21 protein-coding genes, 1 tRNA gene and 1 riboswitch are annotated in these 21,652 nt (G+C 59.4%); of the genes, 10 read left to right on the top strand and 12 right to left on the bottom strand.

The window, feature by feature from the left end; genetic code table 11:
* Positions 1–26: 26 nt before the first annotated feature.
* From EDE09_RS00975 to EDE09_RS00965, 3 genes are all read left to right on the top strand, one after another.
* Positions 27–440: a hypothetical protein gene (locus EDE09_RS00975; RefSeq protein ID WP_207914796.1), complete on the top strand. Its 414-nt coding sequence runs from the start codon at positions 27–29 to the stop codon at positions 438–440.
* Positions 441–543: 103 nt separating this feature from the next.
* Positions 544–1,413, top strand: a complete 870-nt coding sequence (locus EDE09_RS00970) for a glycosyltransferase family 2 protein (protein ID WP_132408375.1) — start codon at positions 544–546, stop codon at positions 1,411–1,413.
* Positions 1,414–1,480: 67 nt separating this feature from the next.
* Positions 1,481–1,750, top strand: a complete 270-nt coding sequence (locus EDE09_RS00965) for a hypothetical protein (protein WP_105370545.1) — start codon at positions 1,481–1,483, stop codon at positions 1,748–1,750.
* A gap of 14 nt (positions 1,751–1,764) precedes the next feature.
* On the opposite strand, the gene EDE09_RS00960 is transcribed toward EDE09_RS00965, so the two are convergent.
* Together EDE09_RS00960 and EDE09_RS00955 are read right to left on the bottom strand one after the other, a co-directional pair.
* Positions 1,765–1,838 (bottom strand) — tRNA-Gly (locus EDE09_RS00960).
* Positions 1,839–1,948: 110 nt separating this feature from the next.
* Positions 1,949–3,043: a 2'-deoxycytidine 5'-triphosphate deaminase gene (locus EDE09_RS00955; protein ID WP_165924083.1), complete on the bottom strand. Its 1,095-nt coding sequence runs from the start codon at positions 3,041–3,043 to the stop codon at positions 1,949–1,951.
* 74 nt (positions 3,044–3,117) lie between these two features.
* A riboswitch (SAM riboswitch) is annotated at positions 3,118–3,196 on the top strand.
* 43 nt (positions 3,197–3,239) lie between these two features.
* Between EDE09_RS00955 and EDE09_RS00950 the strand changes: the two genes are divergently transcribed.
* From EDE09_RS00950 to EDE09_RS00940, 3 genes are all read left to right on the top strand, one after another.
* On the top strand, positions 3,240–4,424 hold the full coding sequence (locus tag EDE09_RS00950; protein ID WP_105370544.1) for an O-succinylhomoserine sulfhydrylase: 1,185 nt from the start codon (positions 3,240–3,242) through the stop codon (positions 4,422–4,424).
* Positions 4,425–4,581: 157 nt separating this feature from the next.
* A complete protein-coding gene (apaG, locus tag EDE09_RS00945; RefSeq protein ID WP_105370543.1) occupies positions 4,582–4,974 on the top strand; it encodes a Co2+/Mg2+ efflux protein ApaG in 393 nt (130 codons plus the stop codon).
* A 185-nt stretch (positions 4,975–5,159) separates the two neighbouring features.
* Complete coding sequence (locus EDE09_RS00940) at positions 5,160–6,992, top strand: methyl-accepting chemotaxis protein (RefSeq protein WP_105370542.1); 1,833 nt, start codon at positions 5,160–5,162, stop codon at positions 6,990–6,992.
* 70 nt (positions 6,993–7,062) lie between these two features.
* Here EDE09_RS00940 and EDE09_RS00935 read toward each other — a convergent pair whose 3' ends face one another.
* The 3 genes from EDE09_RS00935 to EDE09_RS00925 all read right to left on the bottom strand — a co-directional run bounded on the left by EDE09_RS00935 (position 7,063) and on the right by EDE09_RS00925 (position 10,402).
* The gene (locus EDE09_RS00935; RefSeq protein WP_105370541.1) at positions 7,063–8,049 is read right to left on the bottom strand and encodes an Hsp33 family molecular chaperone; all 987 of its coding nucleotides are present in this window, start codon (positions 8,047–8,049) and stop codon (positions 7,063–7,065) included.
* 188 nt (positions 8,050–8,237) lie between these two features.
* Positions 8,238–9,155, bottom strand: coding sequence for an ornithine carbamoyltransferase (argF, locus tag EDE09_RS00930; protein WP_105370540.1), 918 nt, complete (start codon positions 9,153–9,155; stop codon positions 8,238–8,240).
* Between the two features lie 50 nt (positions 9,156–9,205).
* Positions 9,206–10,402 carry an aspartate aminotransferase family protein gene (locus tag EDE09_RS00925; protein ID WP_112797388.1) on the bottom strand — a complete coding sequence of 399 codons (1,197 nt, stop codon included), beginning with the start codon at positions 10,400–10,402 and terminating at the stop codon, positions 9,206–9,208.
* 404 nt (positions 10,403–10,806) lie between these two features.
* Here EDE09_RS00925 and EDE09_RS00920 point away from each other — a divergent pair, with 404 nt between their 5' ends.
* The 3 genes from EDE09_RS00920 to EDE09_RS00910 all read left to right on the top strand — a co-directional run bounded on the left by EDE09_RS00920 (position 10,807) and on the right by EDE09_RS00910 (position 12,785).
* Positions 10,807–11,340, top strand: coding sequence for a GcrA family cell cycle regulator (locus EDE09_RS00920; protein ID WP_112797390.1), 534 nt, complete (start codon positions 10,807–10,809; stop codon positions 11,338–11,340).
* Positions 11,341–11,546: 206 nt separating this feature from the next.
* A complete protein-coding gene (locus EDE09_RS00915) occupies positions 11,547–11,984 on the top strand; it encodes a PACE efflux transporter (protein WP_105370537.1) in 438 nt (145 codons plus the stop codon).
* 144 nt (positions 11,985–12,128) lie between these two features.
* Entirely contained in the window at positions 12,129–12,785 is a 657-nt protein-coding gene (locus EDE09_RS00910; protein ID WP_132408892.1) for a DUF6766 family protein, read from the top strand.
* Positions 12,786–12,811: 26 nt separating this feature from the next.
* On the opposite strand, the gene phoB is transcribed toward EDE09_RS00910, so the two are convergent.
* From phoB to phoR, 7 genes are all read right to left on the bottom strand, one after another.
* On the bottom strand, positions 12,812–13,495 hold the full coding sequence (gene phoB / locus EDE09_RS00905) for a phosphate regulon transcriptional regulator PhoB (protein WP_105370536.1): 684 nt from the start codon (positions 13,493–13,495) through the stop codon (positions 12,812–12,814).
* Positions 13,496–13,521: 26 nt separating this feature from the next.
* Positions 13,522–14,235 carry a phosphate signaling complex protein PhoU gene (phoU, locus tag EDE09_RS00900; RefSeq protein ID WP_105370535.1) on the bottom strand — a complete coding sequence of 238 codons (714 nt, stop codon included), beginning with the start codon at positions 14,233–14,235 and terminating at the stop codon, positions 13,522–13,524.
* A gap of 45 nt (positions 14,236–14,280) precedes the next feature.
* A complete protein-coding gene (gene pstB / locus EDE09_RS00895; protein ID WP_105370534.1) occupies positions 14,281–15,096 on the bottom strand; it encodes a phosphate ABC transporter ATP-binding protein PstB in 816 nt (271 codons plus the stop codon).
* Between the two features lie 15 nt (positions 15,097–15,111).
* On the bottom strand, positions 15,112–16,431 hold the full coding sequence (pstA, locus tag EDE09_RS00890) for a phosphate ABC transporter permease PstA (RefSeq protein WP_105370533.1): 1,320 nt from the start codon (positions 16,429–16,431) through the stop codon (positions 15,112–15,114).
* Positions 16,428–17,912: a phosphate ABC transporter permease subunit PstC gene (gene pstC / locus EDE09_RS00885; protein ID WP_105370532.1), complete on the bottom strand. Its 1,485-nt coding sequence runs from the start codon at positions 17,910–17,912 to the stop codon at positions 16,428–16,430. Before pstC ends, pstA begins: the two co-directional genes overlap by 4 nt.
* Before the next feature lie 183 nt (positions 17,913–18,095).
* Positions 18,096–19,130 carry a substrate-binding domain-containing protein gene (locus EDE09_RS00880; RefSeq protein WP_105370531.1) on the bottom strand — a complete coding sequence of 345 codons (1,035 nt, stop codon included), beginning with the start codon at positions 19,128–19,130 and terminating at the stop codon, positions 18,096–18,098.
* Between the two features lie 194 nt (positions 19,131–19,324).
* Positions 19,325–20,602, bottom strand: coding sequence for a phosphate regulon sensor histidine kinase PhoR (gene phoR, locus EDE09_RS00875; RefSeq protein WP_245505050.1), 1,278 nt, complete (start codon positions 20,600–20,602; stop codon positions 19,325–19,327).
* Positions 20,603–20,768: 166 nt separating this feature from the next.
* Here phoR and ppk2 point away from each other — a divergent pair, with 166 nt between their 5' ends.
* Positions 20,769–21,650: a polyphosphate kinase 2 gene (gene ppk2, locus EDE09_RS00870; protein WP_132408371.1), complete on the top strand. Its 882-nt coding sequence runs from the start codon at positions 20,769–20,771 to the stop codon at positions 21,648–21,650.
* Positions 21,651–21,652: the final 2 nt, after the last annotated feature.

Raw genomic sequence — 21,652 nt, 5'->3', positions numbered from 1 at the left:
GCTGGCTGCAGACCTGGCTGGTGCTGATGCGCCATCCCCGCCGTCTCGCCCGGCAGATGGGCCTGACGGCGTTCTGCACTTTCCAGCTGATGGTCGGAGGCATGCTGCTCTCCTCGCTCCTGCATCCCTTGATCATCGTCTTTGCCGGCATCGGCGCCCATTCCATGCTGGAAGCGCCGACGGACGATATTCCCACCGGCATGCTGTCGCTGTTCGTGATCGACGTGATCAATATTCTCGGCAGCTATCTGGTCTTCCTCGCCCTGGGGCTGAGCTCGATGATCGAACACGAGAAGCGGCTGATCGGCCGGCGCTGGCTCGCCGTGCCGCTTTACTGGCTGATGACCTCGATCGCAGCATGGCAAGCGGTCCTGGAACTACGGTCGAAACCGTTCGTCTGGAACAAGACGCCACACCAACCCAGCACCCGGAAAATATAGAGTCTCCGGCGTGAACCGCCCTACTGCCGCCTGCCTTTTGCGCTTATCAACGGGCGTGATATATGCGCAGCGCTGAGCCGTGCCGCCGAGGATCAAGAACAACATGGAAAAAGCGAAGCTCGTGGTCGTCTTCCCGATCTATAACGGCGCCCAGACGATGCGCAAAAGCCTGCAATGCATTGCAGATCAGGACTTTTCAGATTTTCGCGCGATCATCGTCGACAACAAATCCACGGACGCCACGCTGGAAATAGCCCGTGAATTTTGCGCTCAAGACGAACGCTTCGAGGTCATCCAGCAGAAACGCCATCTCGGCGTGATCGACAATTTCATCTTCTGCATCAAGCTCGGCGCCGAGAAGGGAGAATATTTCTGCCTGCGGGCTTGTGACGATCTGTCGACTAGCGATTACCTCTCCGCGCTGCTCCATGCGCTGGAGCAGAACCCGGACAAGCTTTTAGCCGTCGGGTCGTCGGAACGGATCGATTCGGACAAGACGCAAATCCTGAAACCGGAACCGAACATATTCAACTTTCAGGAGAACGCATCCCAAGGCAAGGTGCCGCGTGGTTTGAGATTTCCCTCCGAATGGTTTTACGGGGTCTACCGGTCGGCAGGCGGCGCGGATATCCTGCTGGAGCGATGGCCGGCCCTCGGGGGCCCGTGGTGCGCGGCCTCCTACGCCGTTGCCGAGTTTGTCATGCGCGATCTGATCGTCTGGGTGGACGGGCCGATGTACATCTTCTTTCGCGGCTCGGATTCCGAACAGCTCTATGCTGCGAAATCCATCACCCATAAGATCCAGCAGCGCTGGCTTTACGCGGTCGGATGCTACCGGGTCGTGGACAAGCTTCCCCCGCTGTCCTGGAACACGCGCCGGAAGATATTCAAGATGGCCTGGCGAGATGCGCGCGGGAAGACGAACTATCGCATCCGCCGGCATGTGCTGCAGAAGCTGAGGTCGCTTTTCTGAAGCCAATATGAGGAACATTTCGAGCCTCCGCACGTCAGATAGGTGAACCTGACGATGGAGGCGAGAGATGCATACCTATTACCGCTATCACGGAACCGACCCGGCTCCCGGCGCTCTGATCATCAAATTCTACCATTCAGGGGATCAGGTCCGCGGCTTCATCCGCAAGGTGACCGAACCTTCAGAAGACGACATGGTTTTCCCCGGCGAAGAAATGGAGCCGGAAGCGGCTTTCCGTATGGCGGAAAACAAAAGCCGCGGCCCGGAGCAGCACCCGATCTACGTGGAACTGGCAGAGGGCCTGGAATGGGACCCGGCTTGGGGCAAGCTGATCTGACGGATTTGAGAAACTGGAGCGGGTGAAGGGAATCGAACCCTCGTATTCAGCTTGGGAAGCTGCTGCTCTACCATTGAGCTACACCCGCTTTTCGCATGCTGTCCGAAAACGAAACCCGGTTTCAGACGGCAGCATGCGTAACAGGACAACCCGAGACTTTCAACAGATGAGGCCGGCTGTCAAGCGGCGCCCCGCCGCTCAGACGCGAAAATGCTTTGAGAGTTTCAGGCCCTGTGCCTGATAGTTGGACCCCATGCCAGCTCCGTAAAGCCCTTCCGGCTTTTCCTGCATGTGCTCATAGACCAGCCGTCCGACGATCTGGCCGTCCTCCAGGATGAAGGGCACCTCGTGGCTGCGGACCTCGAGCACTGCGCGGCTCCCTCGGCCACCCGCCGCCTCATGGCCGAATCCGGGATCGAAAAAGCCTGCATAATGGACCCGGAATTCGCCGACCAGCGGGTCGAAGGGCGTCATCTCGGCCGCATAGAGCGGCGGCACATGAACCGCCTCACGCGAGACGAGGATGTAGAATTCGTCCGGATCGAGAATGAGCTCGTTGCGGCCGCGGCTATAGAGCGGCTCCCAGAAATCGAAGATGTCGTGCTGGGCCTTCTTGTCGACGTCGACAACAGCCGTGTGATGCTTGCCGCGATAACCGATCAGGCCCTCCTTGTCGCCGGAGAGATCGATCGAGAGAGCGATGCCACCCCCGGAGACATTCGGGTTGCTCGCGGCCACCAATATCTCGTTCTTGTGGAGCTGCAGCAAATCCGGCTCGCTCAAAAGAGCGTTGCCCACGCGGAAGCGGATCTGAGACAGGCGCGAGCCGCGGCGAACGACGATCGGAAACGTTCGGGGCGAGATTTCCAGATAGAGGGGGCCGGAGTAACCGACCGGGATCTTGTCGAATTCCTGGGCGTAGTCGGTGATCACGCGCGTGAAGATATCGAGGCGGCCGGTCGAGCTTTTCGGATTTGCCGAGGCCGACATATTGGCCGGCAGGTCGAGCCTTTCCATCAGCGGCACGATATACACGCAGCCTGTTTCCAGCACCGCGCCTTCGGTGAGATCGATGACGTGCAGCTTGAGGCGATCGAGCTTGTCGGAGACCAGGCTGTTCGGTCCCGGCATGAAGCTTGCCCGGACCCGGAAAGCCTTTGCGCCGAGACGCAGATCAAGGCTCGCTGGCTGAACCTGATCCCGATCAAGCTCGCGCTCGGAGATCAACCGTCCACTGTCGAAAAGCGCCGCTATTGCGCGGTCCGCCAGAATTCCTGTTTCGCGAGCCATCATGTCTCTCTCAGAGTTTTCGTCGAGACAAAACCAAATGCGAGCCATTGACGCAAGCGGGACGCGGCGCTATGCCACTCTTATCCCGTGGTGATTTGGCCGGTCGGCTTGCAGCCACGTTAAATAAGTGGCTAAAAAGACCGGGTGCGAAACCGGTCTGCTTATGCGACCGGTTTTTTTGTTCTGAATGGGGACACGCATGACCAAGAAATGGCGCCCGGCAACTCAGCTCGTACACGGCGGCACGTTGCGTTCGCAATATGGCGAAACCTCCGAAGCGATCTTCCTGACCCAAGGTTTCGTCTATGATACCTCGGAAGCGGCCGAAGCCCGCTTCAAAGGCGAAACCGACGGTTTCATCTATGCGCGCTACGGCAGCCCCACCAACGACATGTTCGAGAAGCGCATGTGCGCGCTGGAAGGCGCCGAAGACGCACGAGCCACCGCCTCCGGCATGGCTGCGGTCACTGCCGCGATCCTCTGCCAGCTGAAGGCCGGTGACCATATCGTCGCGGCGCGCGCCCTCTTCGGCTCCTGCCGCTGGGTGGTCGAGACGCTCGCTCCGAAATACGACATCGAATGCACGCTGGTCGACGGCCGCTTCCTCGAAAACTGGGAAAAGGCCATCACGCCGAAGACCAAGGTATTCTTCCTGGAGAGCCCGACCAATCCGACGCTCGAAGTGGTCGACATTGCCGGCGTCGCCAGGCTCGCCGACCAGATCGGCGCCAAGGTCGTCGTCGACAACGTGTTTGCGACCCCGCTCTTCCAGAAGCCGCTGGAGCTCGGCGCGCATATCGTCGTCTATTCTGCCACCAAGCATATCGACGGCCAGGGGCGCTGCCTTGGGGGCGTCGTGCTTTCCGACAAGGCGTGGATCGACGAAAACCTGCATGACTATTTCCGTCACACAGGCCCGGCGATGTCGCCCTTCAATGCCTGGACGTTGCTGAAAGGCATCGAGACGCTGCCGCTGCGCGTCAAGCAGCAGACGGAAAGCGCGTCCAGGATCGCCGATTTCCTTGCCGAACAGAAACAGGTCGCGCGGGTCATCTATCCGGGCCGCAAGGACCATCCGCAGGCCGATATCATCGCCCGGCAGATGACGGGCGGTTCGACGCTGGTCTGCTTCGAGCTGAAAGGCGGTAAAGAAGCAGCCTTCAAGCTGCAGAATGCGCTTGATATCGTCAGGATTTCCAACAACCTGGGCGACTCCAAGAGCCTGATCACCCATCCGGCCACGACGACCCACAAGAACCTGACGGATGAAGCGCGCGCCGAACTTGGCATTTCGGCCGGCACCGTCCGCTTCTCCGCGGGCATCGAAGACACCGACGACCTGATCGAGGACTTCGCGCAGGCGCTTGCCAAGATTTCTGCCTGACGCGGCTGGTTATGGTAAATCCGGTCTTGCCGGATTTACCAACTAAATTATCCCTAACCTCAAGAAACGCTCACACTCGCTTGTTCAAACCGCGAGAATTCTTGACGTTTCCGCAGCTCTGTACAATATCGAGTAAGTAACCATTCTCAGGTGCCGCATGTATCGCGCCCGTACACGAGACATAGAAGTTGCCGTCGAACCTTACTATCTGGAGGAGCAATCCAACCCGGAAGAGAGCCGCTATGTCTGGGGCTACCGCATTGTCATTGAAAACCATTCGGCGTTGACGGTTCAGCTCGTTCATCGCTATTGGCACATTACCGACCAGAACGGCCTTGTGGACGAGGTGGAAGGTCCTGGCGTCGTAGGTGAGCAGCCGCGACTGGAACCCGGCGACTCGTATGAGTACTCATCCGGCTGCCCGCTCGACACGCCCTCGGGCATGATGTTTGGCCATTATGACATGCAGACGGATCAGGGCGAGACCTTCAAGGTGACGATCCCCGCCTTTTCGCTGGATTCTCCGGGTCTCATGCGCGTGCTGAACTAGCACTTCGTTGAGGCGAATTTAGCCGTATCTTAATCGTTGTACAATTTATTCACTATGTACGAAGCGGCCCCGACCGCTCGCATGATGCGTTCGTCACCAGCCTGCCGAGGCATTTCCACACCCCTTCCCCAACCATTGTCCTATGGTCCGTCGACACTGACGACCTCGGGCGACAAGGAACCTCCATGCTTGCAAGAATTGGAATCAAGGCAAAGATTCTGTCCGTACTGCTCCTGCTCGGTCTGATCTCTCTTTCAGGCCTCGGCTATGTTTCGCTGCGGTTCAGCCAGGCGAATGCCACCTATCATGGCTTCATCACCAACGAGAGCAAGGCGGCCGTGCTCGGAGCACGCGCCGCAGCCGGGATCTGGACCGCCGTCTCCATGGCGGGTCGCCTCATGGAGCTTCCGGCAACAGCGCCGAATTACCAGCCGATGAAGGACAAGCTCAACGGCGACTTCAAGACCGCCATGGAGCGCTTCCAGATGGTCGGCGAAATGGTGCCGAGCCGGAAGGAGGCGATGGCCAAGATCCTGACGATCGTCGGGGCGGTGAAATCCAATTTCGAAAAGGCAATCGAACTGTCTGCCGCCGGCGACAAGGCCGCGGTTCAGGAGATCCTCATCAAGAACGACGAACTCCTGAAGCAGATGTCGTCCGAGACGGGCTCCAACAACACGGTGATGATGGACTTGCTGGCGTCGGGCGGCGAGGAGATGTCAGCCTCGGTCAACTCGACGATCACCACCAGCATCATCGGGTTGGGCATCGGCGTGGTGTCGAGCATCGCGCTTGCCTTCTACGTGTCGCATGCAGGGATCACCGCGCCCATGGCGCGTCTTCGCGAGCGGATGACGACGCTGGCGGACGGCCAGACGAGTGGCGAGATCGAAGGCATCGGCCGCGCCGACGAAATCGGCCAGATGGCCGCTGCCGTCGCCATCTTCCGCGACAATGCCATAGAGCGTATAAAACTTGCCAAGGAGGCGGATTCCACGCGCCAATTGAGCGAGGCGGAACGGCTCCAGCGCGACGCCGAGAGGGCAAAGGAAGCAGCTTCCGTGCAACATGCGGTCGATGAACTTGGCGCGGCGCTCAACCGGCTGTCGGACGGCGACCTCGCCTACCGCATCGAGACGCCTTTCCAGGGTCAGCTGGACAATCTCCGCCGCAACTTCAACAATTCCGTCGAAAAGCTGAACCAGGCGATGAACAGCGTCGGCACCAATGCCTCCGCGATCAACGCCGGCGCCACCGAACTGCTCAACGCGGCCGATGACCTGGCAAAACGTACAGAACAGCAGGCCGCCTCCGTCGAGGAGACTGCCGCTGCCCTGGAGCAGATCACCACCACCGTGAAGGACGCGGCCAAGCGTGCTGAGGAGGCAAGCCAGCTGGTGCTGCGCACGAAGGGCGGGGCAGAAGTCTCCGGCAAGGTGGTCAACGACGCCATCGACGCAATGAGGCATATCGAAAATTCATCCAACGAGATCGCGAACATCATCGGCGTGATCGACGACATCGCCTTCCAGACCAATCTCCTGGCGCTCAACGCAGGGGTGGAAGCAGCGCGCGCGGGTGATGCCGGCAAGGGTTTCGCAGTCGTTGCCCAGGAAGTTCGCGAACTTGCCTCGCGTTCCGCGAATGCTGCCAAGGAAATCAAGACGCTAATCACGGCGTCCAGCCAGCACGTGCAGTCGGGCGTGGATCTGGTGGCGCAGACCGGAACTTCGCTTCAAAAGATCGTTGGCGAAGTCCAGGAGATCAATCGTCACGTCCAGGCGATCGCCGAGGCATCGCGCGAGCAATCGCTCGGCCTGCAGGAGATCAACACCGCCGTCAATACAATGGATCAGGGCACCCAGCAGAACGCCGCGATGGTTGAAGAGTCGACGGCGGCGAGCGCAGCACTGGCAAGCGAGGCCCAGAGCCTGACCGAGATGCTCGGCCAGTTCCGTCTCTCTGCGACGGCGACCTACCGCCAATCGGCTGCCTCCGGCTCACGCCGCGCGGCTTAAATGCTCGAAAAAGATACGGCGGCTCTGTTCAAAACAGAGCCGCCGTATTCGACAATCCCGAGCGGCCCGTTCAGGCCGCGGCGAATTCCGCCACCTCGTAGTGATAGGTGGTCGAGCAGAATTCGCAGGTGACTGCGATATGGCCGTCCTCCTGGCTTGCTTCAATCTCTTCTGCCGTAAAGCCGTTCAAAACGCTTTTGATCTTGTCTCGCGAACAGCTGCAGCGATCATGAACCGTCTGCGGTGCGTAAACACGAACGCCGCGCTCATGAAAAAGACGGAAAAGCAGTCGTTCGATTGCAACCTGCGGATCGGTCAGTTCGTCCGTATCGATCGTCTCCACCAGAGAACGAGCTTCGTTCCAGGCGTCGTCGACCACATCCGTGTCCCGTTCGTCGCCGTCGCCGCCGTGCAAGTCAGGCTGCCGCATGCGCTCCGGAGCCTGGGGCAGAAATTGCGCAACCAGGCCACCCGCCCGCCAGTTGTGGCGCGGCTTGCCCTGCGCATCCCGGTCGAAGAGCTCGGCTACGCCGAGACGCACCTTTGTCGGGATCTGCTCCGACTGACGGAAATAGACGCCGGCGATCTCTTCGAGAGAAGAGCCGTCGAGGGGCACGATGCCTTGATAGGGCTGCATGCCGCGACCCTGGTCAATGGTGAAGGCTAGCACGCCCTGCCCCAGAAGCTCCGGCGGAGAGGTGCGGCCGTCCTTGACCGCATCAGCCAGCGCTTCTTCGTCGTAACGGGCGTAAGCGCGTAGGCTATCAGGCGTCGAAAAGTCCGCGACCAACAGATCGACCGGACCGTCGCCTTTCGTCTGAACGGTGAACTTGCCATCAAACTTCAAGGACGTACCAAGCAGCGCGGTCAGCACGATGGCTTCCGCCAGCAGCCGGGCAACCGGCCCCGGATATTCGTGGCGACCGAGGATGGTGTTCAGCAACGGACCGAGCTGTACGGCCCGTCCGCGCACATCCAGCCCTTCTACCTGAAAAGGAACGACCCGGTCGTCTCCGGCAAAATGAAGATCGTTGAGGTTCACAGTCGCTTCCGCCATGACTTCGCTCCTTCGCGCCGAGCCCTTACAACTTTTTACACAAGCGCCGGCCAGAGCGGAACCTCAGGCCGGAGGAAAAGACATCGACGAAGTGTGTTGAGACACCGGTTTCTGACAACACGGCGCAAATGATAGCCGGTAGATGTGCCCGGCTCTTTTGAAAATCAAGATTTGGCCTGAAACGGCATTCAGACGGCGCCGAAACACCAGGCCAGGATGGACTTCTGGGCGTGCAGGCGATTTTCCGCCTCATCGAAGACGACCGACTGCGGCCCGTCGATGACTTCATCGGTGACTTCCTCGCCGCGGTGGGCGGGCAGGCAGTGCATGAAGAGCGCGTTCTTATCCGCCCGCTTCATCAGCTCCTCATTGACCTGGAAAGGCTGGAAGACGTTATGACCGCGCGCCTTATGCTCCTGGTTCATGGAAACCCACGTGTCGGTGACGACGAGATCGGCACCCGCAACCGCCCGTTCGGCATCGTGGCACAGCATGATTTCGCCGCCGTTATTGCGCGCCCAGTTCAAAAACTTGTCGTGCGGTTCGGACCCCATGGGAACGGCCATGTTCATGCGATAACCGAACCGTGCGGCACCCTCGACAAAGGAATGGAGGACATTGTTGCCGTCACCGGTCCAGGCAAAGGTCTTCCCCGCGACCGGGCCGCGATGTTCTTCAAACGTCATCAGGTCGGCCATGATCTGGCAGGGATGCGTATCATCCGTGAGGCCGTTGATGACCGGTACGGTTGCGTGTTCGGCAAGCTCCAGCAGGCGCGAATGATCGGTGGTGCGGATCATGATTGCATCGACATAACGGGAAAGAACCTTGGCGGTATCGCCGATCGTTTCAGCTCTGCCAAGCTGCATTTCCGTACCCGACAGGAAAAGGGTTTCCCCGCCAAGCTGGCGCATGCCGACGTCGAATGAGACACGAGTGCGGGTAGATGGTTTCTCGAAGATCATCGCCAGCATCTTGCCGGCCAGGGGTTTTGCTGCCGTTCCGGCCTTGGTCGCCTGCTTACGGGTCTTGGCGTCTTCCAGGATCACGCGCAGGTCTGCAGCGGAAACAGCGGAAAAATCAAGAAAATGCTTCGGTGATGCCATTTTGGTTCCCTGTCGAGAGGGAACCAGAAACGGCGCCCCCTTCTACCTTCTCAGGCCGATTTTTTCATCAACGACGCGGAAAGCTTTTCCGCCGCCTTCTCTATGCGAGCAAGTCCTTCTCGGGCCTCCTCCGCAGTAACGGTCAGAGGTGGCAGCAGGCGCACGACATTGTCGCCCGCCGGAACGCCCAGCAGGCGTTCGCCACGCATCGCGCCGACCAGATCACCCGCGGGGACTTTCGCCTTGATGCCAAGCAACAGCCCCTCGCCGCGAATTTCCTCAATAATATCGGGGAACCGATCCTTGAGGCTTGCCAGACCCTGACGGAAAACGAGCGAAACGTCGCGAACATGATCGAGGAAACCCTCGGCCAGGACGACATCCAGCACGGCGTTGCCGACGGCCATGGCAAGCGGATTGCCGCCATAGGTCGTGCCGTGGGTGCCGGCGGTCATACCGGACGCCGCTTCGGCCGTCGCCAGGCAAGCGCCGACCGGGAAACCGCCGCCGATACCTTTGGCAAGCGCCATGATATCCGGCGCCACGCCCGACCATTCATAGGCAAAGAGCTTGCCGGTACGGGCCACACCGCACTGTACCTCGTCAAAAATAAGCAGAAGGCCGTTGTCGTCGCAGATCTTGCGCAGCGCCTGCAGGAACTCCTTGGGTACAGGACGAATGCCGCCCTCGCCCTGGATGGGTTCGATAAGGATCGCGGCTGTCTTTTCGCCAACTACAGCGTTCAAAGCGTCGAGATCGCCAAACGGAACCTGGTCGAAACCTTCCACCTTCGGACCGAAGCCTTCAAGATATTTCGCCTGTCCGCCAGCGGCGATGGTCGCCAGCGTGCGGCCGTGGAACGCGCCCTCGAAGGTGACGATATGGAACCTCTCGGGATGGCCCTTCACATATTGGTAGCGGCGGGCCGTCTTGATTGCGCATTCCAGCGCTTCGGCTCCGGAATTCGTGAAGAACACCTTATCCGCGAAGGAATTGTCGGTCAGGCGGCGAGACAGCGTTTCCTGACCGGGCACTTCATAGAGGTTCGACGTGTGCCACACCTTCTCTGCCTGCGCCTTCAACGCCTCGACGAGATGCGGATGAGCATGTCCCAGCGAATTGACGGCAACGCCGGCGCCGAAGTCGAGATATCGCTCGCCGCCTTCCGTCACGAGCCATACACCCTCGCCACGCTCAAAACGCAACGGGGCCCGGGCAAAGGTGTCGAAAAGCGTGGCTTCAGCCATGGCGACATCACTCCTCTAGGCAGCTTAAAGACCAGCGAACCAGCCTGAAAAATCAAAAATGCCGCCCAATGGGCGGCCAGCCGCACTATCGATGTTTAAGGCCCGGATGTCAACAAAGCTCGGCATTCTGCCGCACTACAACCGAAAACAGGCAACGCCTGCCCATGTGACAAAAATGACTCTTCCAGACAGCAAGTTGGGGAAAACCAAGAAATCGATTCTCTGCGAATCCCGCGACTCTTGCCACGGAGTCAGCCTCACACTAGGTTAAAGATCAATTACTAGACTGCATGCGGCGGAACTAGTCACCTCAAACATATATGTAGTGGGTGCTGCGGAATGATGTCTGCGGCAAAGGTGGAAGGATTCTGCATGCCGACAACGTTCAAAGGCGGAGAACGGGCATGAATTGGACAGACGAGCGTGTCGAGAAACTCAAGAGACTGTGGTCGGAAGGTCTGAGCGCCAGCCAGATCGCCGCACAACTCGGAGGCGTAAGCCGTAATGCCGTGATCGGAAAGGTGCACCGCCTCAGCCTGCCGGGCCGGGCAAAGGCTGGGGGCACTGTCGCTACGGGCCGCGCGGCGGCCAAGCGGACGACCTCAGCGCCTCGGGCACCGAATTATGCATCTCGCGTCGCGACCCGGACAGTCGCCCGTGCCGTCGGCGCGACCGTGGTCAAGGAAGAGATCGAAGTCGAAGCCTTCGAGGAGATGGAATACCGTCCGGCTTCCAACGTGGTGGTGCCTATCTCCCGTCGCCTTGCATTGACCGAGCTGACGGAACGCACCTGCAAGTGGCCGGTCGGCGACCCGTTGAAGGAAGATTTCCATTTCTGCGGCTGCGAATCCCCGGACTCCTCCCCCTATTGCAGCTACCACGCACGGCTTGCCTATCAGCCGATACACGATCGCCGCAGGACTGCTGCCCGGGCATAAGACCGGTACGCTCCGAGACGGGAATTGAAGCGGGCTTTTGCCCGCTTTCTTCATTCCGCATAGCAGCCATGTCTTCCGGCGCTTGCCTCGTCGTTAGATGATGCCTATTTTGATGTGCGCGAGGACGACCTCCCCCTCATGGGCATCACATCGGGACGACCCGGTAAGAACAAGGACCTTGGGTTCAGGGCTCCCTGGAGGTTACCATGCGTTCCACACGCGACCGCATCCGCCACGCAATCAGCTTCGAACTGATCGGGCTCGCTCTTGTCACGCCGCTCGGCGCCATAGCTTTCGGCATGCCGGTGGAAGATATCGGGATTGTCGGGATTGGCTCAGCTACGCTGGCAACGGGATGGAACTACCTCTACAATATCGGTTTCGACCACCTGATGCGGCGGCTGACCGGCAGCACGCAAAAGAGCCCTGTCGTGCGGATAGCGCATGCGATCCTGTTCGAGCTTGGCCTGCTTATCGTATTGCTGCCGCTGATCGCCTGGTATCTCGACGTGAGTCTCATTCAGGCGCTGACAATGGATATATCCTTCGCAGTTTTCTACGTGATCTATGCCTTCGTCTTCAACTGGGCCTATGACCGGCTGTTTCCGCTGCCGGAATGGTCCAAGGCAGCTACCACCGGATAACGGTCTCCCAACGCCTTAGGCACCTTGGCCAACCCACGTAGGATCCCCGATCAACGTTCTGTTTTTGCTCGTAGAACCGGCATGGAACGTTCTATGTCATCAACCGTTGATGCGGATATCCGATCACGGTTTGAAGGTTCGATCATGTCTTTCCTGCGAGCTAACGGTCTGACGATCGTGCTGATGGTGGCGGCGCTTGCCACGATCGGCGGGACGTTTATTTCCGGGTGGAGCGTTCATAACGACGAACTCGCCGAACACGGACAGGTCGCGCTCTCGGCTGTCGACTATCTCACCTCTGGACATTTTCTCTCCGCCATCTTCGAGAACTGGGAGAGCGAATTTCTGCAGATGTCCGCCTATGTTATGCTGACGGCGATGCTCTATCAAAAGGGCTCGGCGGAATCGAAGGATCCGGATCAACCCAACCCGCAGGATGAAGATCCGCGGAAGCATCTACCCGATCCCGAGGCGCCATGGCCGGTAAAGGCGGGCTCCTTCATTCGCGGCCTCTATTCCTATTCGCTCGGGATCGCGCTCGGCCTGCTGTTCCTGCTCACATTCGTGCTGCATCTTCGCTACAGCTTCGAGGCTGCCAATGTGGAAGCCGCCATGCACGGGCAGCCGACAATGCCTTTCTGGCAATATCTGGGAGACGCGCAATTCTGGTTTGAATCCTTCCAGAACTGGCAATCCGAATTCCTCTCGACTGCGGTGCTGGTGGTTCTGTCGATCTTCCTGCGCTTCAAGGGGTCACCGGAATCCAAGGCCGTGGCCGACCCGATCAGCAAGACCGGTTAAACAAGCCCGATCAGCAACGCCGCCCGTCAGGACTCCATCGAATAACCGGCGCCGCGAACGGTGCGGATGACATCCTGCATGTTGGAGAAGTTGAGCGCCTTGCGCAGACGACCGACATGCACATCGACCGTGCGTTCGTCCACATAGATATCATGACCCCAGACGCCGTCGAGAAGCTGCGAGCGAGAAAAAACCCGGCCTGGCGAGGCCATCAGGAACTCCAGCAGGCGGAATTCGGTCGGGCCCAGGCGAACCTCGCGGCTCTTGCGATGCACGCGATGGGTCTCGCGATCGAGCTCGATATCGCCGCAACGCAGCACGCTGGACAAGACTTCCGGCCGGGCACGCCGCAACATGGCCCTGACGCGCGCCATGAGTTCCGGCGTCGAAAACGGCTTCACCACATAGTCGTCCGCACCCGTTGCGAGACCGCGAACGCGTTCGCTTTCCTCGCCGCGGGCCGTCAGCATGATGATCGGCAGGCGCTCGGTCTCCGAGCGCATGCGCAAACGGCGGCAAAGCTCGATGCCTGAGACGCCCGGCAGCATCCAGTCGAGGATCAGGAGATCCGGAGTGCGTTCCTGAAGCCTGATTTCAGCTTCGTCGCCGCGCAGGATCGTCTCGACCTCATACCCTTCAGCTTCCAGGTTGTAGCGAAGAAGCACGCTCAGCGCTTCCTCGTCTTCCACCACAGCAATTTTTGGCAGCATCTCAGCTCTGCTCCATCAGCATTCCGTCATTCGGTGATCGCGCCAAGCGTATTCGATGTATCGTCCTTCGGGCGCTCGCCCTCCGGCTGGGCGCCCGTCGTCATGTAGTAGATCGTCTCGGCGATGTTGGTGGCGTGGTCGCCGATGCGCTCGATGTTCTTGGCGCAGAAGAGAAGATGCGTGCAGGTGGTGATGTTGCGCGGATCTTCCATCATATAGGTGAGGAGTTCCCGGAACAGCGAGGTGTACATCGCGTCGATCTCTTCGTCGCGGATGCGGATCGCTTCGGCCTTTTCCGCCGAGCGGCTGGCATAGACGTCCAGCACTTCCTTGAGCTGTACCAGCGCCAGATCGGAAAGGTGCTCGATGCCGCGTGCAAGCTTGCGGGGCACGCCCGTGCCCTGCACCGCGATGACACGCTTGGCGGTGTTCTTGCCCAGATCGCCGACGCGTTCGAGATCGGCTGCTATGCGCAGCGTGCCGACGATCTCGCGCAGATCGGCAGCCATGGGCTGGCGTCTGGCGATCGTGACGATAGCTTTGTCCTGAATCTCCCGCTCAGCATGATCGAGGATCACATCATCCGATATGACCTTCTGAGCCAAAGCCGAGTCCGAATTCACCAGGGCGCGCACAGCATCCGCGCACATCTGCTCAGCAAGACCGCCCATCTCGGAGATACGGCGGCTCAAATATTTCAGTTCGTCATCATAGGCCGACAGGATATGGGTCGATGCCATCGTCTAGTCCTCGATATTGGGTTGTCGGGCGGCGCAGTCGGCAGATCAGCCGAAACGGCCCATGATGTAATCTTGAGTGCGCTGGTCGTCCGGATTGGTGAACATCTTGTCTGTGTCGTTTTCTTCGACAAGCTGACCCAGATGGAACATGGCAGTGCGCTGCGACACGCGAGCCGCCTGCTGCATCGAATGCGTCACGATGACGATCGTATAGTTGGCCCGGAGTTCGTGGATCAGCTCCTCGACCTTGGCGGTTGCAATAGGATCGAGCGCCGAGCAGGGTTCATCCATCAGGATCACTTCCGGCGACACTGCCACCGCGCGGGCAATGCAGAGACGCTGCTGCTGACCACCGGAGAGGCCGGTGCCGGATTCGTGCAGGCGATCCTTCACCTCGGTCCAGAGGCCGGCCCGCTGGAGGCTGGCTTCGACGATCTGATCCATGTCGGCCTTGTTTCTGGCCAGACCGTGGATACGTGGGCCGTAGGAAATGTTTTCGTAGATCGACTTCGGAAATGGGTTCGGCTTCTGGAAAACCATGCCGACGCGGGCGCGCAATTCAACGACATCGATATTCTGATCATAGATATCGTCGGCATCGAGTGTGATCCTGCCCGTGACGCGGCAGTTCTCGATCGTATCGTTCATGCGGTTGAGGCAGCGCAGAAAAGTGGACTTGCCGCAACCGGAAGGACCGATGAGGGCAGTCACCGTGTTTTCCCGGACGTTCAGGTTGACGTCGAAAAGCGCTCTCTTTTCGCCGTAATAGACCGACACGTCCTTGCCGATCATCTTGTAGGAAGAATCGTTCATCTTCTGATCCAGCGCCTTTTCAACTGCTGCTTCTGACATCATGTTCATCGTGTCCTACTCCTTTTACCAGCGCCGCTCAAAGCGTCGCCGCAAGAGAATTGCGCCAACATTCATTACGATGAGGAACAGGAGCAGAATGATGATCGCTCCAGAGGTACGTTCGACGAACGCACGTTCGGCCTCATTCGCCCACATGTAGATCTGGACCGGCAATGCCGTTGAAGGATCGAGCGGCGTCGCCGGATAGTTGGCCACGAATGCCACCATGCCGATCAGGAGCAACGGCGCCGTCTCTCCGAGTGCGTGAGCAAGTCCGATGATGGTGCCGGTCAGGATACCAGGCATGGCGAGGGGGAGGACGTGGTGGAAGATCGTCTGCATCTTCGACGCCCCGAGACCAAGGGCGGCTGCCCGGATCGACGGCGGCACCGCCTTCAAAGCGGCTCGCGTGGCGATAATGATCGTCGGCAGGGTCATGAGGGTCAGCACCAGGCCGCCGACGAGAGACGCGGAGCGGGGCAGGCCCATGAAGTTGATAAACACAGCCAGTCCCAGCAATCCGTAAACGATAGAGGGGACCGCCGCGAGATTGTTGATGTTCACCTCGATCAGGTCCGTGAACTTGTTCTTCGGTGCAAATTCCTCAAGATATATCGAAGCAGCAACACCGATCGGCAGCGACAGGACCAGAACGATCAGCATCATGTAGAACGAGCCTATCAGCGCGACGCCGACGCCTGCAGCTTCCGGCCGGCTTGACGCGCCGTTGACGAAGATCCCCGTATTGAAGTGCTTGGCGAGCACGCCGCTTTCTGCGAGCTGGTTCATCCAGGTCACCTGCTGGTCCGAAATCTTGCGGTTCCCTTCGGCAACGGAGAGATTGATCTGGCCCTTGAAGGCAGAATCAATATCACCGGCAGCAAGCAAGGCGACGTTCTGAGTTGTTCCGATGATCGCCGGGTTGGCGACGACCATGTCGCGAAGCTGGGTACGCACGCCGTCAGACAACAACTGCCCGACAGCACGGATCTTCACACGGTCATCGACGCTGACGCCGAGCGTCTTGGCAAGTGCATTGCGGGCGACGACCGGATAGTTCGCGGTCATCAGCTTCTGGGGATTTGCGGCACGTTCGTTCTGCGGGTCGATGGTCTGCTCGGAGAATTCGATCGGTATGGTGATCATCGTCTGCTGGAAGGCAGTGTAGCCCTTTGAGACCACCGACCACAGGAGAAGCATCAGAAAGATGATGCCAAAGGAAAGAGCGGCGACACCATAGGCCCTGAAGCGACGCTCGGCGGCGTAGCGGCGCTTGATGCCGATATCCCTGCGACCGGCCTTGGTCTTGGGAATACCTGAGACGGGAGAAACCACATCGGTCATTCGTACTGCTCCCGATATTTGCGCACGATGTAAAGTGCATAGATGTTGAGGCAAAGCGTGATGGCAAAGAGCGTGATACCGAGTGCGAAGGCCACCAGCGTCTGCGGCGACGTGAATTCGAGGTCGCCCGTCAACTGGTTTACGATCTTGACGGTCACCGTCGTCATCGGCTCGAAGGGATTGAGCTGGATGCGGGCGGCAACGCCGGCGGCAAGAACCACGATCATGGTTTCGCCGACCGCACGCGAGGCGGTCATCAGCAATGCGCCGACGATACCGGGCAGTGCCGCCGGCAGGATGACACGTTTGATGGTTTCCGACCGGGTGGCGCCGAGCCCGAGAGACCCGTCACGCAGGGCGCGGGGTACGGCAGTAATGATGTCATCCGACAGCGACGAGACGTATGGGATCAGCATGATGCCCATGACGAAGCCGGCGGTCAGAACGCTCTGTGCCTGAATGAAGTTCGAATAGTCACCGGTTACCAGCCCGTTCAGCTGCGAGGACAGGTCCCTGAGAAAGGGGCCAACCGTCGTCAGGGCAAAAAAGCCGTAGACGATGGTCGGGATGCCGGCGAGGACCTCCAGCAGCGGCTTGGCGGTCGACCGGACGTGCGGCGACGCATATTCAGCCATGTAGATCGCAGAGAAGAGACCGATCGGCACGGCAAAAAGCATAGCAACGAAGCCGATATAGAGGGTGCCGAGCAGGAGCGGGATCAGCCCGAACTGGCCCTCCGAACCCCCGGAGCCGGCCGCCGCGAAACGCGGATCCCAGACGGTGCCGAAGAAGAACTCCCACGCCGGTACATGCGTAAAGAAGCGCGTCGCTTCCGTCAGCATGGACAAAACGATACCTACGGTTGTCAGGATCGCGATGGAGGATGCAACGACCAGACTGACAAGGATCACCTTTTCCACCCGGTTGCGGGCACGGAAACGCGGCGCGATCCTGCGATAGGCGAGACCTGCACCAAGCACGGAAAACACCACCACGACGGCAGTCATCGCCAGCCGGCTGGCATAGGTCATGGTGTTCAGGTTTCCGGCGGCCTCGATCATATAGGGCTGCGGATCGCCAGCAAGCGGAACACCCTTGGCGCCGAGTGCCGAGCGAAGCTCGACAGGATTGCTGCCGATCCGGTCGATCTCCTCCAGGCTCAGGACGTTCATACCGCGGGCGATCGACGTGATCATTCCGAATGCCAGTCCCTGCTCTGCTTCGGATTGCGCCTTCACCTCTTCGGGAAAGGACCCGCGTATCGAGGAACTGATAACGGCCGGGCTGGCAACCAGCCAGACAAAAAGGATAAAAACGGCTGGAACGATGGCACATACGGCCACGAAAGACCCATAATAACCGGGCCTCGAATGAAGCTTCGAAGAAAGCCCTCCGGCGATGGCCAGCGAACGCCGTGCGCCGATCCCGTAACCGGCGAGGCCGACTATCGCCACAATCAACAATATCAATGATGTACTCATCAAAATCCCCCGGCGTACCGCCTTCGGCGGCAATCCATCACCGCCCAGCTCCGTTCATCGGAGCCGATCGCATTCGCGGTCGCGCAAGCGCAACAATCTCAGCAACAAACTCACTTGCCGGCCGGGCACCCAACCTCCGACAGAAAAGTGGCCGGCACCGCGAAGCGGCGCCGGCCTTTGGTATTACATCGTCTTGCCGGCGGCAAAGTCCTTGCGGACCTGTTCGCGCTGATCGTCCGGAGCAGCTACGAGACCGTATTCGGCCAGCGGGCCTTCAGGACCGACCATGTCGTCGGAGATGAAGTATTCCACATATTCCTTCAGGCCCGGGATAACGCCGAGATGCGCCTTCTTGACGTAGAAGAACAGCGGGCGGGAGACCGGATACTTGCCCGAAGAGATTGTTTCCGTGGACGGAACGATGCCATTGACGGTCGCGACCTTTAGCTTGTCGGCGTTGTTTTCGTAGAAAGCGAGACCAAAAACGCCGAGGCCAGTCTTGTTGGCGGAGATACGGGCCAGGGTTTCGGTGTAGTCGCCGTCGATGTCAACAGCCACGCCATCCTTGCGGACTGCAACGCACTTCGCAGTTGCCTGCTTGGCATCGGTGATGGCGGCCTTGATGACGTCCTGAGCGCCAGCGTCCTTGCAGCCGTGCGCCATGATCTTTTCTTCGAAGACTTCGCGGGTACCGTGCTTCGTGCCCGGGATATAGGCGGCGATCGGGCCCTTCGGCAGGGTCGGGTTGATTTCGGACCAGTTCTTATAAGGGTTGGCAACGAGCTTGCCGTCTACGACGACCTCTGCGGCAAGTGCCTTGTAAAGGTCCTTTGGCTCGACCTTCACGTCGCCGTTGCTGGAATCGACGGCGAAGACGATGCCGTCATAACCGATGCGGATTTCCTGGACATCTGCGACACCGGCTGCCTTGCAGGCCTCGATCTCGCTCTTGTTGATCGGGCGCGAGGAATTAGCGATGTCGATCGTAGCCTCGCCGACGCCCTTGCAGAATTCCTTCAGACCGGCGCCCGAACCGCCCGACTCGACGATCGGCGTCTTGAAGTCCGGGAAGGTTTCACCAAAGGTTTCAGCGACGATCTTTGCGTAGGGAAGAACGGTCGAGGAGCCAGCAACCTGAACCTGGTCGCGTGCGGCGGCAGCGCCGGCAAACGCAACAGAGGCCACCAGGGCTGCCGCAGAAAGTTTCATGATGTTCATGAGGAATCTCCCATTATGGGGCTTGTGTGAATACGGAGGTCACCGGCTCTCGCTCTCGCCGGCGTTCAGCCCGCTTGTCTTAACGGCTATTGCCCGTCTCTTTTATGTCAGTTCGGTGAAACATTTATGACATATTAAATAACTGAAATTAAACGATGAATCTCGTTCGTATCCTGGATGCGACTGGTTTTATGTCAAAACCTGACGGTGAACTCGCTTCCCTTGCCAACCTCGGACTTCACAATCAGCCGGGCGCGGTGGCGGGTGAGGATGTGTTTGACGATCGCAAGCCCCAGACCGGTGCCTTTCTTGGAGCGGCTGTCTGCCACGCTGACCCGATAAAACCGCTCTGTCAAACGCGGGACATGCTCGGCGGGGATGCCCGGCCCGCGGTCAACGACGCTTACCTCGACGGGCTCCGTGGGATCGTTCCGGACATAGACATCGACAACCTCGCCCTCCTGCCCGTATTTGCAGGCGTTCTCGATCAGGTTTTCAAAAACCTGCACAAGTTCGTCCCGGTCGCCCAGCACTTCGACCTTGCCCTCCGGCAGATGAGTGCGGATCTCCACGCCAAGATCTTCGGCAAGAGGCAGGAGTGCGTCTCGGACATGACCGATCAGCGGCTTCAGATCGACCGTCTGATCCGGTGCGATGTGTGATTTGAGCTCAAGGCGCGAAAGCGACATGAGATCATCGATCAGGCGGCTCATGCGCGTGGCCTGGTCGAACATGATCGCAAGGAAGCGTTCCTGGGCGGCAGGGTCGGATCGCGCCGGCCCCTGCAGGGTTTCGATGAAGCCACGCAGCGAAGCAAGCGGGGTGCGCAGCTCATGGCTGGCATTTGCCACGAAGTCCGAGCGCATTCGGTCGATCCGGCGCAATTCCGAGATGTCCTTGAACGACAGGAGGTAGAGTTTCTGCGGCGCCTGATCAGGCTGATCGCCTACCCGGCCAAAATCGATCGGAGCGATACGCAATGTGTAAACACGCTCGGACGGCAGCCGTTCGGAATGTTCGATCTGGTTCGGCTCATCGGTGGCGATCGTTTCGCGCACCATGTCGAGAATACCAGGCGAGCGGAGTCTCGCGGAAAGATGCGAACCGGCGGGCAGCGCTCCGAGAGCCTTTTCTGCCGCCTTGTTCTGAAAAAGAATGATGGCATCCTGGCCGAGCACCAATGCCGGCATGTCCAGCGCGGCCAAGGTTGCGGCCACCTGCGGCATCGGATCAAAGACCGGTTCCACCTCAATCACCATCTGCCGCTCTGCCGCCGGAGCCTGGGCCGGCTTGCGGGCCACCACCGCCAGCAACAGCAGCAACCAGCCGGCAAGCACGCCCGGCCACTGCATTCCGGCAACGAGAGCAAGGGTGGCAACCAGCGTCAGGAGCAGCAGCAGGGGGCGTTCCTGGCGTGCCCGCGCCGTGAACCCACCAAACCTTTCCCGCCATTTCGCCTGTGCCGACTCCACGATCCGACTCGCTGTTTTTGATATTGAACACGCGCACATATACCCCTTGCATGACAGATATACATCGCCCGCAGCGGTCGGCGCAAAAAACGATGGCCGCCCGATAGTGCCCGAACATTGAAGCTGCTCTACATATGGGGAAACCAGCACATCGGAGGGATAAACCATGGCGGATCCGACAGGGAACCGGGCAGTTAATCTGGAAATCGACGGCAAGCTCAGACGGTTCGACATAGATGATCCCGTTCTGCCGGACTGGATCGATGACGCGTCCCTGGCCTCGGGCGGCTATCCCTATGACGACAAGATGGACAAGGACAAATACGAAAAGCAGCTTGAACAACTGCAGATCGAGCTCGTGAAAGTGCAGTTCTGGCTGAAGGCCACCGGAAAGCGGCTAATGGCATTGTTCGAAGGGCGGGACGCCGCCGGCAAAGGCGGCACCATCTTTTCGATCCATGCCTATCTCAATCCGCGCTCGGCCCGCGTCGTTGCTCTAAATAAACCGACGGAGACCGAGGCCGGGCAGTGGTATTTCCAGCGCTACGTCGCACATTTTCCGACGGCGGGAGAAATCGTCCTCTTCGACCGGTCCTGGTACAACCGGGCCGGAGTGGAACCGGTCATGGGCTTCTGCACGCCCCAACAATACGAGGATTTCCTAAAGGCAGTGCCGCGGTTCGAAGATACGATCCACGACGAGGGCATCATCTTCTTCAAATTCTGGCTGGATATCGGCCGCGAGATGCAGCTCAAGCGCTTCCACGACCGCCGGCACGATCCATTGAAGATCTGGAAGCTCTCGCCGATGGACATCGCCGCGCTCGACAAGTGGCACGACTATACCAAAAAGCGTGACATCATGCTCGAAAAGACCCACACGCAGGAGACGCCCTGGACGATCCTGCTGGCCAACGACAAGCGCCGCGCCCGGCTCAATGTCATTCGCCACATGCTGCTGGCGCTCGATTACGAGGGCAAGGACAAGAGCGCCATTGGTGAGATCGACCACAAGATTCTCGGCCAGGGCCCGAAATTCCTGAAATAAGG

The organism is Neorhizobium sp. S3-V5DH (assembly GCF_004343065.1).
In the GTDB taxonomy this organism is placed as follows: Bacteria; Pseudomonadota; Alphaproteobacteria; order Rhizobiales; family Rhizobiaceae; genus Neorhizobium; species Neorhizobium huautlense.
This window is presented reverse-complemented; position numbering and strand designations above follow the sequence as displayed.